This window comes from Pseudomonas oryziphila (assembly GCF_003940825.1).
In the GTDB taxonomy this organism is placed as follows: Bacteria; Pseudomonadota; Gammaproteobacteria; order Pseudomonadales; family Pseudomonadaceae; genus Aquipseudomonas; species Aquipseudomonas sichuanensis.
Window position 1 is genome coordinate 25789 of the sequence record NZ_CP034338.1, and the last position, 13000, is coordinate 38788.

The following is a 13000-nucleotide window of genomic DNA, read 5'->3' on the forward strand; positions in this document are numbered from 1 at the left end:
GGTTCTTGTGCTTACCGCGAGGCGGCGATCTTGATCAGCTTGGCATAGTAGAAACCGTCGTGGCCGCCCTCCTGGGCCAGCAGCTGGCGCCCGTGGGGCTGACGCAGGCCGGCTTCGGTCGCCAGGTCCAGCTCGCGGGCACCGGGGGTGCGGGCCAGGAAGGCGTCGATCACTTCGGTGTTCTCGGTGGGCAGGCTGGAGCAGGTGGCGTACAGCAGCATGCCGCCCACTTCCAGGGTCGGCCACAGGGCATCGAGCAGCTCGCCTTGCAGCGCGGCCAGGGCCGGGATGTCGTCGGCCTGGCGGGTCAGCTTGATGTCCGGGTGGCGGCGGATCACGCCGGTGGCCGAGCAGGGGGCGTCGAGCAGGATGCGCTGGAACTGTTTGCCGTCCCACCAGCTGGTGGTGTCGCGGGCGTCGCAGGCGATCAGCTCGGCATCGAGCTTGAGGCGGTCGAGGTTCTCGCGCACGCGGGTCAGGCGCTTGGCCTCGAGGTCGATGGCGACCATGTGCGCAAGCTTCGGCTCGGCTTCGAGCAGGTGGCAGGTCTTGCCGCCCGGGGCGCAGCAGGCGTCGAGCACGCGTTGGCCGGGGGCCAGCTCCAGCAGGTCGGCGGACAGCTGCGCGGCTTCGTCCTGCACGCTGACCCAACCTTCGGCGAAGCCCGGCAGGCCGCGCACGTCGCAGGCTTCGGCCAACACGATGCCGTCACGGCTGTACTGGCAGGCGCTGGCCTGGATACCGGCCTCGGCCAGCAGGGCGAGATAGGCGTCGCGGCTGTGGTGGCGGCGGTTGATGCGCAGGATCATCGGCGGGTGGGCGTTGTTGGCGGCGCAGATGGCTTCCCATTGCTCCGGCCAGAAGGCCTTGAGCGACTTCTGCAGCCAGCGCGGGTGGGCTGTGCGCACCACCGGGTCGCGCTCCATGTCGGCGAGCAGTGCCTCGCCCTCGCGCTGGGCGCGACGCAGCACGGCATTGAGCAGGGCCTTGGCCCACGGTTTCTTCAGCTTGTCGGCGCAGCCTACGGTTTCGCCGATGGCGGCGTGGGCCGGGATGCGGGTGTAGAACAGCTGGTACAGGCCAACCAGCAGCAGCGCCTGCACATCGGCGTCGGCGGCTTTGAACGGCTTCTGCAACAGTTGTGCGGCCAGCAGGTCCAGGCGCGGCTGCCAGCGGGCGGTGCCGAAGGCCAGGTCCTGGGTGAGGCCACGGTCGCGATCATCGACCTTGTCCAGTTGCGCAGGTAGCGAGCTGTTCAGCGAAGCCTTGCCGCTGAGCACGGCGGTCAAGGCACGGGCGGCAGCCAGACGTGGATTCATTGGCCGAGCACCTTGCCACTGGCGAATTTCTCGCGGCGGCTGTTGAACAGGTCGGCGAAGTTGAGGGCCTTGCCCCCCGGCAGTTGCAGGCGGGTCAGGCTCAGGGCCTGCTCACCGCAGGCGACCACCAGGCCGTCCTTGCTGGCCGACAGGATTGCGCCTGGGGCGCCCTGGGCTGTGGACAAGTTGGCGGCCAGTACCTTCACGCTTTCGCCGTCCAGGGTGCTGTGGCACACCGGCCAGGGGTTGAAGGCGCGGATCAGACGCTCAAGCTCGACGGCCGGGCGGCTCCAGTCGATGCGCGCTTCGTCTTTGTTCAGCTTGTGTGCGTAGGTGGCCAGGGCATCGTCCTGCACTTCACCTTGCAGGCTGCCATCGGCCAGGCCGGCGATGGCCTGGATCACCGCAGGCGGGCCCATTTCGGCGAGGCGGTCGTGCAAGGTGCCGCCGGTGTCGTCGGCGCTGATCGGCGTGACCACCTTGAGCAGCATCGGGCCGGTATCCAGGCCAGCCTCCATGCGCATCACGGTCACGCCACTCTCGGCGTCACCCGCCTCCACGGCACGCTGGATCGGTGCCGCACCGCGCCAGCGCGGCAGCAGCGAGGCATGGCTGTTGATGCAACCCAGGCGCGGGATATCCAGTACCGCTTGCGGCAGGATCAGGCCGTAGGCGACCACCACCATCAGGTCCGGCTGCAGCGCGGCGAGCTCGGCCTGCGCATCGGCATTGCGCAGGGTCTGTGGCTGGTACACCGGGATGTCATGGGCCACGGCCAGGGCCTTGACCGCGCTCGGCATGAGCTTCTGGCCACGGCCGGCGGGGCGGTCCGGCTGGGTGTAGACGGCCACGATCTCGTACGGGCTGTCGAGCAGGGCCTTGAGGTGTTCGGCGGCAAACTCAGGGGTGCCAGCAAAGACGATGCGCATGGAGTTCTCGCTTCTCGAAAAAGAAAAAGGCTTGCCGGAGCAAGCCTTCTGGAAGGTGGGGATCAGGCTTGCTGGCGGTGCTGCTTTTCCAGCTTCTTCTTGATCCGGTCGCGTTTGAGCTGCGACAGGTAGTCGACGAACAGCTTGCCGTTGAGGTGATCGAACTCGTGCTGCACGCACACCGCCAGCAGGCCTTCGGCTTCGAGCTCGTAGGGTTTGCCGTCGCGGTCCTGGGCCTTGACCCGGACGCGCAGCGGGCGGTCGACGTTTTCGTAGAAGCCCGGCACCGACAGGCAGCCTTCCTGGTACTGGCCCATGTCGTGGGTCAGTTCTTCGACGCTGGGGTTGATGAAGACGCGCGGCTCGCTGCGATCTTCGCTCAGGTCCATCACCACGACTTGCTGGTGGACGTTGACCTGGGTCGCCGCCAGGCCGATGCCTGGGGCCTCGTACATGGTTTCGAACATGTCGTCGATCAGCTGACGCAGGGCGTCGTCGAACACCGTTACCGGTTTGGCAATGGTACGCAGGCGCGGATCGGGGAATTCGAGAATGTTCAAAATGGCCATAGGGGTCAGGCAGTCACTGTGCGGTCGGTTGAAAACTGAGCACACATAATAAAGGGAAAAGGTGGCCAAGGCACCTGTGAAAGCTCGGCTAGGGTGTGAAAGGGCGGCTTATTGCCGATTTGATGGACAGCTTTTCAAAGCGTTATCAACACAGTTATCCACAGCTTGTGCCACGCCGATGGCCCCTTTTCGATCAAGGATGATCCCCTATGACTACACCCCGTTCGTCGCCTTGCCCGCCTGCCGAACTGGAGGCGCGGCTGCGTCTGCATCGCCTCCCCGACACTGGCCTGCGCCGTTTCCATACCCTCATCGAAGCCTTCGGCAATGCCTCGTCGGCACTCAGTGCGCCGGCCAGTGCCTGGCGTGCGCTGGGGCTGCCTGCTGCCAGCATCGATGCCCGGCGCAGCCCCGAGGTGCGCGACGGTGCATTGGCTGCAATGGCCTGGTTAGAGCGCCCGGGCCAGCATTTGCTGATGTGGGACGGGCCTGGCTATCCCGCGTTGCTCGGTGAAATCGACGACCCGCCGCCCTTGCTGTTCGTCGCCGGCGACCCGGCTTTGCTGGAGCGCCCGCAGCTGGCGATAGTGGGCAGCAGGCGTGCTTCACCTCCGGCGCTGGATACCGCAGGCGCGTTCTCGCGCTGTCTTGCGCAAGCCGGTTTCACCATCACCAGCGGGCTGGCGCTTGGCGTTGACGGTGCCGCTCATCGGGCGGCATTGCAGGCCGGCGGGCACACTATCGGGGTGCTCGGCACGGGGTTGCAAAAACTTTATCCACAGCGCCACCGCGACCTCGCCCGAGCGATGCTCGACAGCGGTAGCGCGCTGGTTTCCGAGTACCCCCTGGACGCCGGGCCGTTGGCCGGCAACTTCCCCAGGCGTAACCGGATCATCAGTGGGCTGTCGCTGGGTGTGCTGGTGGTCGAGGCGAGCATTGCCAGTGGCTCGTTGATCACCGCCCGGCTTGCCGCCGAACAAGGGCGCGAGGTGTATGCCATCCCCGGTTCCATTCACCATCCCGGCGCCAAGGGCTGTCACCAACTGATCCGCGACGGTGCGTTGCTGGTGGAGAGCGTGGAACAGATCCTCGACAGCCTGCGCGGCTGGCAGAACCTGCCGCCCGCGCCTGTGGGCAAACCCGACCATCCCCTGCTCGCCTTGCTCCACGCTGCGCCCCACACTACCGAGGGCTTGGCCCACAGCAGCGGCCAGCCGTTGGCCCAGGTGCTGGCCAGCCTGACCGAGCTGGAGCTTGAGGGCCGGGTGAGTAATGAAGCCGGGCGTTGGTTTGCAAGGTCCGGCTAAGTAAACTGCGCGCAAGGCTTATATGTGGAGTGACAACAAATGGTGAGCAGTTGGCGTGTGCAACAAGCCGCGCGTGAGATCAAGGCGGGTGCGGTGATCGCCTATCCAACGGAAGCGGTCTGGGGCCTGGGCTGCGACCCGTGGAACGAAGACGCGGTGTATCGCCTGCTGGCGCTCAAGTCGCGGCCTGTGGATAAAGGCCTGATCCTGGTCGCTGACAGCATCCACCAGTTCGACTTCCTGTTCGAGGACTTCCCCCAGGACTGGATCGACCGCATGGCCGCCACCTGGCCGGGGCCGAACACCTGGTTGGTACCGCACCAGGACCTGCTGCCCGAGTGGGTGACCGGGCAGCATGACAGCGTGGCGCTGCGGGTCAGTGATCATCCACAGGTGCGTGAGCTGTGCGCGTTGGTCGGGCCGTTGATTTCCACGTCCTGCAACCCGGCCGGGCGCCCGGCGGCCAAGAGCCGGTTGCGGGTGGAGCAGTATTTCCATAAGCAGCTGGACATGGTGCTGGGTGGGGCATTGGGCGGGCGGAAGAATCCGAGTGTGATTAGGGATTTGGCGACCGGTGAGGTTGTGCGCCCGGGCTGATATTCCACGGCTTGCACTGGACCTTCTGTGGGAGCGGGTTTACCCGCGAAGAAGCCACCGCGGTGTATGGCACCGGCTGCGCCGGTGTTCGCGGGTAAACCCGCTCCCACAGGGATTCTCAGTCACTCAGGACTTTCTGATTTTTCTTCCCAAGGCTGCCCATTTCTAATTCAGAGAAATATCCTACGCACTCTGTCGCCTGCCATTACCTTCTCACCGGGAACTCCTGCCTCTAGGCTCCAGACCGTCGCCGAATAACTTGGCGATCGGGTGTGGTAACCCGAGCAGGGAGAGATCTTGGCAGTCAATGGTGGCTGCATGCGGGAGGCCTCGTGCCTGCCGGGTTTTGAGATCTCTCCCGGTTTACCACCCCGTATGCAGCTGCCACCTATCCGTGTGGTAACGGATGCGTGTCGGCCTAGACGCGAGATCTCATGATGAAAAAGATCGTCCCGGATCCACCCCTCCCCAACACCTCTGCCCACCCCTTCGGCCGCTGCGATGCCGGCCATCCGCCCCTCTTTTCCGTGAACCCTGATGTCCCAGCACACGACGCCTTGGTGCATGTAGCGCTTTACCTGCGCTGCGCCTACGACACCGGCATCAAGGCGCTCGACCACCTGCGGGATGAGGGGCGGGGCATGTACTGGTCCAGCCTGCATTCGCTGGAAATGGCGGAGGGGTTGGTGGAGGCGATGCTTGAGGGCATCGAGTCGGCGCCACCGGCCAAGAATTCCACCGGCTGAACTGACGCCATCGCGGGCAAGCCCGCTCCCACAAGGGTCACGCATAACCTGTGGGAGCGGGTTCACCCGCGAACACCGGCGAAGCCGGTGCCATACACCGCAGCGCCTGCTTCGCGGGTAAACCCGCTCCCACAGGGTGCGCGGTGTCAGGGAGAAAAGACTGAATGCAAGACACCCAATATCTATTGAGCTCACGTAGCAATGCGCAGCGATTGCGCTCGTCAGTGGAACAGCTTCGTGCCGGTGCGATTGTTTTGCATGAGCTGTGGATTGATGAAAGTACCTGTGGAATCCAGCGTTCGCAGGGCAGGCCGCAACGGCGAACTGCCCCGCGATAGGGCCTTCAAGGCAGCAGAACAGTCGACCCGACAGTCCGCCGCGCCGACAACTCTGCCTGCGCCTTGGCCGCCTCACTCAACGGATACCGCTGCTGGATATCCACCACCAGCTTGCCGCTGGCGATCATCGCGAACAGGTCATCGGCCATGGCCTGGGTGTTCTCGGCGTTGTTGGCATAGCTCGCCAGCGTCGGCCGGGTGACATACAGCGAACCCTTCTGCGACAAAATCCCCAGGTTCACCCCGGTCACCGCGCCAGAGGCATTGCCGAAGCTCACCATCAACCCACGCGGCTTCAGGCAATCCAGCGAAGTCAGCCAGGTATCCGCGCCCACGCCGTCATACACCACCGGGCATTTCTGACCGTCGGTCAGTTCCAGCACCCGCTGGGCCACGTCTTCACGGCTGTAGTCGATGGTCGCCCAGGCCCCGAGCGCCTTGGCCCGTTCGGCCTTCTCGGCAGAGCTGACAGTACCGATCAGCTTGGCGCCCAACGCTTTGGCCCATTGGCAAGCCAGCGACCCCACACCACCGGCAGCCGCATGGAACAGCACGAAATCACCCGGCTGCACGGCATAGGTCTGCTTGAGCAGGTACTGCGTGGTCAGCCCCTTGAGCATCACCGCCGCCGCCTGCTCGAAGCTGATCGCCTCCGGCAGCTTGACCAGGTTGGCCTCCGGCAGCGTGTGCACCTCGCTGTAGGCCCCCAGCGGCCCACCGGCATAAGCCACGCGGTCGCCCACCTTGATCCGGCTGACGCCCTCACCCACTGCCTCGACCACCCCCGCCGCTTCGGTACCCAGCCCGGAAGGCAGCGACGGCGGCGCATACAGCCCGCCACGGAAATAGGTGTCGATGAAATTCAGGCCGATTGCATGGTTGCGCACGCGCACCTGCTGCGGGCCGGGCGGGGCCGGGTCGAATTCCACCAGCTGCAACACTTCCGGGCCGCCATGCTGGCTGAACTGGATACGCTTGGCCATCACACACTCCTGTCTTGAGGGTCGCAAAGGCCTTCTATCGGACGCCTTTGCTTGATCGCCGTCAACTGCGGCGCGGGGTTTGCCGGTGGTATGCTACGCGGCGAATTTTCCCCGCTCCTTCCAGGTGACCCGATGACCAGCCGCACCGAGGCCGTGAAAGCCTACCTGCTCGACCTGCAAGACCGCATCTGCACTGCCCTCGAGACCGAAGACGGCGGCGCCCGCTTCGTCGAGGATGCCTGGGTGCGCGATGCCGGCGGCGGCGGTCGCACGCGGGTGATCGGCGACGGCAAGGTGATCGAGAAAGGCGGCGTCAACTTCTCCCACGTGTTCGGCAGCGGCCTGCCGCCGTCGGCCAGTGCCCACCGCCCGGAGCTGGCGGGCCGTGGTTTCGAGGCGCTGGGCGTGTCACTGGTGATCCACCCGCACAACCCGCATGTGCCGACTTCCCACGCCAACGTGCGGTTCTTCATCGCCGAAAAAGAAGGCGAAGAGGCCGTGTGGTGGTTCGGCGGCGGCTTCGACCTGACCCCGTACTACGGCAATGAAGAAGACTGCGTGCACTGGCACCGCGTGGCCGAGCAGGCCTGCGCGCCGTTCGGCGCCGACGTGTACCCGCGCTACAAGGCCTGGTGCGACCGCTACTTCCACCTCAAGCACCGTGGCGAGCCACGCGGCATTGGCGGCCTGTTCTTCGATGACCTGAACGAGTGGGACTTCGACACCTGCTTCGCCTTCATCCGCGCCATCGGTGACGCCTATGTCGAGGCTTACCTGCCGATCGTCCAGCGCCGCAAGGGCACGCCGTACACCCCCGCGCAGCGCGAGTTCCAGGAATACCGCCGTGGCCGCTACGTCGAGTTCAACCTGGTCTACGACCGTGGCACCCTGTTCGGCCTGCAGTCCGGTGGCCGTACCGAGTCGATCCTGATGTCGCTGCCGCCGCAAGTGCGCTGGGGCTACGACTGGAAAGCCGAACCTGGCAGTGAAGAAGCGCGCCTGACCGAGTACTTCCTGCAAGACCGCGACTGGCTCGCCCAGTAAGCCTGTGGATAACCGAGGATCACCCATGGACCAGTACGTCGTTTTCGGTAACCCCATCGGCCACAGCAAGTCGCCGTTGATCCACCGCCTGTTCGCCGACCAGACCGGCGAGGCCCTGGAGTACGCCACCCTGCTGGCACCGCTGGACGAGTTCAGCGACTGCGCCCGTGGCTTCTTCAAGCAAGGCAGCGGCGCCAACGTCACTGTGCCGTTCAAGGAAGAGGCCTACCGCCTGTGCGACAGCCTCACCCCGCGCGCCCAGCGTGCCGGCGCGGTGAACACCCTGACCAAACTGGCCGACGGTCGGTTGCAAGGCGACAACACCGATGGCGCCGGGTTGGTGCGCGACCTCACCGTCAACGCCGGGGTCGAATTGGCCGGCAAGCGCATCCTGATCCTCGGCGCCGGTGGCGCGGTGCGCGGTGTGCTGGAGCCGATCCTGGCGCACAAGCCACAGTCGCTGGTGATCGCCAACCGCACGGTGGAGAAGGCCGAGCAACTAGCCCGTGAGTTCGATGAGCTGGGGCCGGTTGTGGCCAGCGGTTTCAGCTGGTTGCAGGAGCCGGTGGACGTGATCATCAACGCCACTTCGGCAAGCCTGGCTGGCGAGCTGCCGCCGATTGCCGAGAGCCTGGTCGAGGCGGGGCGTACCGTTTGCTACGACATGATGTATGGCAAGGAACCGACGCCGTTCTGCCAGTGGGCGAGCAAGCTGGGCGCGGCGAAGGTGCTGGACGGGTTGGGGATGCTGGCGGAGCAGGCAGCCGAGGCGTTCTTTATCTGGCGTGGGGTGCGTCCGGACACGGCGCCTGTGCTGGATGAGCTGCGTCGGCAGCTAGCTCGCGGCTGAGCTTGGTACCCAATCGCGGGGCAAGCCCGCTCCCACGCCATGATCAGAGGCCGGCGTGGGAGCGGGCTTGCCCCGCGATTGCATTTGTAGCTACTCCTGGAATTTGACCGGACATCCTTCAACCCCCTCCAGCTTCTGCAACTCCTCCACCACCTGCGGCCTTGCCCGCTGCAACGTCAGGCTCCCGCCGTTACGCAGCAACCGCCGCGCCTCGCGGTGCAACATATCCACACCCGAATAATCGATGAAGTTCACCTGCCGCGCATCGATCACCACATGCGGCCCCTGGCAGCGCTGCAGGCGCACCTGCAGGTAGTGCGCCGCGCCGAAGAAGATCGACCCGCCCACCCGCAAGATATCCGCCTCCCCTTCCCGGCTCTGCTGCACCCGTGGCCGCGACGTGCGCTTGAGGTAGAAGAACAACGAGGCCAGCACCCCGGCATAGATCGCCGTCTGCAGCTCCAGCAGCAGCGTCGCGGCCGCCGTCAGCGCCATCACCAGGAACTCCGAGCGGCTGACCCGGAACAGCGCGCGAATGCCGCGATGGTCCACCAGCCCCCAGCAGATCAGCAGGATGCTCCCCGCCATCGCCGGGATCGGCAGATGGGCGATCAGCCCGGCGCCGGTCACGGCGAACAGCGCCACCCACAACGCCGAGAACACCCCGGCCAGCGGCGAACGGGCGCCGGCGTCATAACTCAACCCCGAACGGGTGAACGAGCCGGAGGATAGGTACCCGGAGAAGAACGCCCCCACGATGTTCGACAGCCCCTGGGCGCGGATTTCCTGGTTGGCGTCGATCAACTGTTCCGAGCGTGCGGACAACGAGCGGGCGATGGACAGGCTGGTGACCAAGCCGAGCATGCCGACCGCCACGGCGCTGGGCAGCAGGCGCAGCATCAGCTCCACATCCAACAGCGGCAGTGGGCTCAGCGGCGGCAGCTGGCCGGTGAAGGCTGGCACCCGTGGCACATGGCCGAACACAGCAGGAAGCAGCCAGGCCACCAGGCTGACCAGCAGCAGACTTATCAACAGGCTCGGCCAGCGCGGGCGCCACAGCTTCAGAGCGATACCGATCACCAGCGTGGCCAGGCCCAGGGCGAGCGAGGGCATATCCACTTCGCCAAGGTTCCCGGCCAGGTCCTGCACGGTCCTGAGCGCCGTGGCCTGGCTTGGCAGGTCCATCCCCAGCAGGTTCGGCAGTTGGCCAAGGGCGATGACGATGGCGGCACCGAGGGTAAAACCGAGCACCACCGAGTGGGAGACAAAATTGACCAGCGCACCGAAGCGCAAAAGCCCTAGCAGCAATTGGAAGAGGCCGCCGAGGAAGGTCAGCAACAGCACCAGGGTCACGTAGTCGGCGCTGCCGGCCACGGCCAGCGGGCTGATACTGGCGTAGAGGACGATGGAAATGGCGGCAGTGGGGCCGCAGATCAGGTGCCAGGACGAGCCCCACAGGCAGGCGATCAGCACCGGGACTATGGCCGCATACAGGCCGTATTCGGCGGGCAGGCCGGCGATTAGGGCGTAGGCGATGGACTGCGGCAGGGCGAGGATGGCGCCGCTCAGGCCCACCAGCAGGTCCTGGCGCAGGCTGCGGCCCGATTGGCGGGGCAGCCAGGTGAGGAAGGGCAGCAGGTGGCTAAGGCGGGGCATGGGGAATAAGGATTCCTGAAGATTTCACCAGCCCTGTGGGAGCGGGTTCACCCGCGAAGCAAGCACCGCGGTGCATGGCACCGGCTCTGCCGGTGTTCGCGGGTGAACCCGCTCCCACAGGGACTATGTCTCGCTCAGCGGATCACAGTTTAGCTATTACGGTTTTTTGGGCATCCTCGCCCGCTTTGGTAGTCACTCCTGCGAGCCAGGCATCCAACAGCTCAGGATGCGCCTTCACCCAAGCCCTGGCCGCCTCATCGAAGCTCATCTTCTTATCCACAACCTCAGCCATGATGCTGTTCTCCATGTCCAGCGAGAACTTCAGGTTGCCCAGCAGCTTCGCCGCATTCGGGCACGCTTGTGGATATCCCTTGCGGGTCAGGGTGTAAACATCGCCCTTGCTGCCGAACCATTTCTCCCCTCCCGTGAGGTAATGCATTTTCAGCTTCACGTTCATCGGGTGCGGGGTCCAGCCAAGGAAGGTAATGAACTGCTGCTTCTTCACCGCCCGGTCCACCTGCGCCAGCATTGCCTGCTCGCTGGACTCGACCAGTTTCCACTGCCCCAGGTCGAACTCGTTCTTGTCGATGATCTCTTTCAGCGACAGGTTGGCCGGCGCGCCCGAACCAATGCCGTAGAGCTTCTTGTCGAACTGCTCGGCATGCTTTTGCAGGTCGGCGAAGTCCTTCACGCCCGCGTTCCATACATAGTCAGGCACCGCCAGGGTGAACTCGGTGCCTTGCAGGTTTTTCGCCAGTTGCTGCACATCGCCATTGGCGATGAACTTGTCATGGAAGCCCTGCTGCGCCGGCATCCAGTTGCCGAGGAAGGCATCCACCCGGCCATCCTTGAGGCCGCCGTAGATGATCGGCACGGCCAGGCTGTCGATCTTCACCTGGTAACCCAGGCTTTCCAGCAGCAGCCGGGCCAGGGCGTTAGTGCTGGCGATATCGCTCCAGCCGGGGTCGGCCAGTTTAACGGTGCTGCATTGCGCATCGCTGTCGGCGGCGTGGGCCGTGCCCAGGCTCAGGGCCAGGGCGAGCACGGCGGTGGAGAACTTCTGCATGGCGGCCTCTCTTCTCAATCCAGGGGTGCGGGCTGTGGATAACGTGCCTTGCGCTCGAGGTCGTCGAGATCGATGTGGTTGCGCATGTACTGTTGGCTGGCGTCCACCAGCGGTTGGTGGTCCCAGCTCTTCAGCGTGCCGATGGCCAGCGCCTCGGCCACCAGGCGGCGGCGGCGCTGGCTGGCCAGCACCTGCTGGCGCAGCGCGGGGATGTCCCAGCGTTGCCTGGCTTCATCGACAAATGCCTGCAGCAGCGCCTGGTGGTCCGGGCTGCCGGTGAGGTTCTCCCGCTCGTGCGGGTCGCGGCTCAGGTCGTAGAGTAAACAGGGGTCGTCCTCGCTGTACACGAACTTGTAGGCGCCACGGCGGATCATCATCAGCGGGCCGACCGTGCCTTCGGCCATGTATTCGCCGATCACCTCGTCATGCCCGCCCTGCCCTTGCAGGTGGCCGAGCAGCGAACGGCCGTCCAGGTGCAGGTGGTTATCCACAGCGCCGCCGGCAAGTTCCACCAGGGTTGGCAGCAGGTCGCAGGTGGAGACGCTGGCGCTGACGCGGGCCGGCTCGAAGCGCTTGGGCGCATGGATCAACAGCGGCACCCGCGCCGACATCTCGAACCAGTGCATCTTGTACCAGAGCCCGCGCTCGCCAAGCATGTCGCCGTGGTCGCCGGAAAACACGATCAGGGTGTCGTCGGCCAGGCCACAGTCCTCGAGGGTCTGCAGCAGTTTGCCGATGTTGTCGTCGATGTAGCTGCAGGCGCCGAAGTAGGCGCGGCGGGCGTCGCGGATCTTGTCCACCGGCAGCGGCTTGTTCCACAGGTCGTAGACCTTGAGCAGGCGTTGCGAGTGTGGGTCCTGCTCGGCCTGGGCGATTTCGTCCCGCGGCAGTGGGATATCCACATCCTGGTACAGGTCCCAGTAGCGCTTGGGAATGGTGTAGGGGTCGTGGGGGTGGGTCATGGAGACGGTCAGGCAGAACGGCCGGCCGTCATCCTCGCGTACATGGTCGTAGAGGTATTGGCGCGCCTTGAACACCACCTCTTCATCGAAATCCAGCTGGTTGGTGCGCACGCAGGGCCCGGCCTGCAGCACCGAGGACATGTTGTGGTACCAGCTCGGGCGCTGGTCGGGGGCGTCCCAGTTCACCGCCCAACCGTAATCGGCCGGGTAGATGTCGCTGGTCAGCCGTTGTTCGTAGCCGTGCAACTGGTCCGGGCCACAGAAGTGCATCTTGCCCGACAGCGCGGTGCGGTAGCCGAGGCGGCGCAGGAAGTGGGCGTAGGTGGGTATGTCGGCGGGGAAGTCGGCGGCATTGTCATAGGCGCCGATGCGGCTGGGCAACTGGCCGCTGACCAGGGTGAAGCGCGACGGCGCGCACAGCGGGCTGTTGCAGTAGGCACTGTCGAACACCACGGCCTGCTCGGCGAGGCGGGCCAGGTTGGGCATCTTGATCGGCGACGGGTTGTAGATCGGCAGCAAGGGTGCGGCCATCTGATCGGCCATGATGAACAGGATGTTGGGTCGCTTCATGGGGGCCTTCCATCGTCGAGGGTTATGGGTACCACTTGCAATCCAGCATGCGGCTGTGGATAAC

At 65.2% G+C, this 13000-nt stretch carries 12 protein-coding genes; 5 read left to right on the top strand and 7 right to left on the bottom strand.

Annotation, left to right across the window (positions count from 1 at the left end):
• Nucleotides 1-11: 11 nt before the first annotated feature.
• The 3 genes from rsmB to def all read right to left on the bottom strand — a co-directional run bounded on the left by rsmB (nt 12) and on the right by def (nt 2817).
• A complete protein-coding gene (rsmB, locus tag EJA05_RS00115) occupies nt 12-1319 on the bottom strand; it encodes a 16S rRNA (cytosine(967)-C(5))-methyltransferase RsmB (RefSeq protein ID WP_125856990.1) in 1308 nt (435 codons plus the stop codon).
• Nucleotides 1316-2248, bottom strand: a complete 933-nt coding sequence (gene fmt / locus EJA05_RS00120) for a methionyl-tRNA formyltransferase (RefSeq protein WP_125856991.1) — start codon at nt 2246-2248, stop codon at nt 1316-1318. The genes rsmB and fmt overlap by 4 nt, the downstream gene beginning before the upstream one ends.
• A gap of 62 nt (nt 2249-2310) precedes the next feature.
• Nucleotides 2311-2817, bottom strand: coding sequence for a peptide deformylase (gene def / locus EJA05_RS00125; protein WP_110994080.1), 507 nt, complete (start codon nt 2815-2817; stop codon nt 2311-2313).
• Nucleotides 2818-3026: 209 nt separating this feature from the next.
• Between def and dprA the strand changes: the two genes are divergently transcribed.
• The 3 genes from dprA to EJA05_RS00145 all read left to right on the top strand — a co-directional run bounded on the left by dprA (nt 3027) and on the right by EJA05_RS00145 (nt 5467).
• On the top strand, nt 3027-4124 hold the full coding sequence (gene dprA / locus EJA05_RS00130; protein WP_125856992.1) for a DNA-processing protein DprA: 1098 nt from the start codon (nt 3027-3029) through the stop codon (nt 4122-4124).
• 39 nt (nt 4125-4163) lie between these two features.
• Entirely contained in the window at nt 4164-4721 is a 558-nt protein-coding gene (locus EJA05_RS00135; RefSeq protein ID WP_110994082.1) for an L-threonylcarbamoyladenylate synthase, read from the top strand.
• Between the two features lie 434 nt (nt 4722-5155).
• Entirely contained in the window at nt 5156-5467 is a 312-nt protein-coding gene (locus EJA05_RS00145) for a DUF3077 domain-containing protein (protein ID WP_125856994.1), read from the top strand.
• Nucleotides 5468-5810: 343 nt separating this feature from the next.
• Here EJA05_RS00145 and EJA05_RS00150 read toward each other — a convergent pair whose 3' ends face one another.
• Nucleotides 5811-6788, bottom strand: a complete 978-nt coding sequence (locus EJA05_RS00150; RefSeq protein ID WP_125856995.1) for an NADPH:quinone reductase — start codon at nt 6786-6788, stop codon at nt 5811-5813.
• Nucleotides 6789-6920: 132 nt separating this feature from the next.
• Here EJA05_RS00150 and hemF point away from each other — a divergent pair, with 132 nt between their 5' ends.
• Together hemF and aroE are read left to right on the top strand one after the other, a co-directional pair.
• The gene (gene hemF, locus EJA05_RS00155) at nt 6921-7832 is read left to right on the top strand and encodes an oxygen-dependent coproporphyrinogen oxidase (protein WP_046853587.1); all 912 of its coding nucleotides are present in this window, start codon (nt 6921-6923) and stop codon (nt 7830-7832) included.
• Nucleotides 7833-7857: 25 nt separating this feature from the next.
• Nucleotides 7858-8682: a shikimate dehydrogenase gene (gene aroE, locus EJA05_RS00160; protein WP_125856996.1), complete on the top strand. Its 825-nt coding sequence runs from the start codon at nt 7858-7860 to the stop codon at nt 8680-8682.
• 90 nt (nt 8683-8772) lie between these two features.
• Here aroE and EJA05_RS00165 read toward each other — a convergent pair whose 3' ends face one another.
• The 3 genes from EJA05_RS00165 to betC form a co-directional block, all read right to left on the bottom strand.
• Nucleotides 8773-10338: a SulP family inorganic anion transporter gene (locus EJA05_RS00165; RefSeq protein WP_125856997.1), complete on the bottom strand. Its 1566-nt coding sequence runs from the start codon at nt 10336-10338 to the stop codon at nt 8773-8775.
• Between the two features lie 142 nt (nt 10339-10480).
• Nucleotides 10481-11404: a choline ABC transporter substrate-binding protein gene (gene choX / locus EJA05_RS00170; RefSeq protein WP_125856998.1), complete on the bottom strand. Its 924-nt coding sequence runs from the start codon at nt 11402-11404 to the stop codon at nt 10481-10483.
• Nucleotides 11405-11418: 14 nt separating this feature from the next.
• Entirely contained in the window at nt 11419-12936 is a 1518-nt protein-coding gene (gene betC / locus EJA05_RS00175) for a choline-sulfatase (protein WP_125856999.1), read from the bottom strand.
• Nucleotides 12937-13000: the final 64 nt, after the last annotated feature.

What these genes read in the sequence shown, in the direction of transcription:
- rsmB (WP_125856990.1), bottom strand. Translation starts at nt 1,319, where the DNA reads ATGAATCCACGTCTGGCTGCCGCCCGTGCCTTGACCGCCGTGCTCAGC.
- fmt (WP_125856991.1), bottom strand. Translation starts at nt 2,248, where the DNA reads ATGCGCATCGTCTTTGCTGGCACCCCTGAGTTTGCCGCCGAACACCTC.
- def (WP_110994080.1), bottom strand. Translation starts at nt 2,817, where the DNA reads ATGGCCATTTTGAACATTCTCGAATTCCCCGATCCGCGCCTGCGTACC.
- dprA (WP_125856992.1), top strand. Translation starts at nt 3,027, where the DNA reads ATGACTACACCCCGTTCGTCGCCTTGCCCGCCTGCCGAACTGGAGGCG.
- EJA05_RS00135 (WP_110994082.1), top strand. Translation starts at nt 4,164, where the DNA reads ATGGTGAGCAGTTGGCGTGTGCAACAAGCCGCGCGTGAGATCAAGGCG.
- EJA05_RS00145 (WP_125856994.1), top strand. Translation starts at nt 5,156, where the DNA reads ATGATGAAAAAGATCGTCCCGGATCCACCCCTCCCCAACACCTCTGCC.
- EJA05_RS00150 (WP_125856995.1), bottom strand. Translation starts at nt 6,788, where the DNA reads ATGGCCAAGCGTATCCAGTTCAGCCAGCATGGCGGCCCGGAAGTGTTG.
- hemF (WP_046853587.1), top strand. Translation starts at nt 6,921, where the DNA reads ATGACCAGCCGCACCGAGGCCGTGAAAGCCTACCTGCTCGACCTGCAA.
- aroE (WP_125856996.1), top strand. Translation starts at nt 7,858, where the DNA reads ATGGACCAGTACGTCGTTTTCGGTAACCCCATCGGCCACAGCAAGTCG.
- EJA05_RS00165 (WP_125856997.1), bottom strand. Translation starts at nt 10,338, where the DNA reads ATGCCCCGCCTTAGCCACCTGCTGCCCTTCCTCACCTGGCTGCCCCGC.
- choX (WP_125856998.1), bottom strand. Translation starts at nt 11,404, where the DNA reads ATGCAGAAGTTCTCCACCGCCGTGCTCGCCCTGGCCCTGAGCCTGGGC.
- betC (WP_125856999.1), bottom strand. Translation starts at nt 12,936, where the DNA reads ATGAAGCGACCCAACATCCTGTTCATCATGGCCGATCAGATGGCCGCA.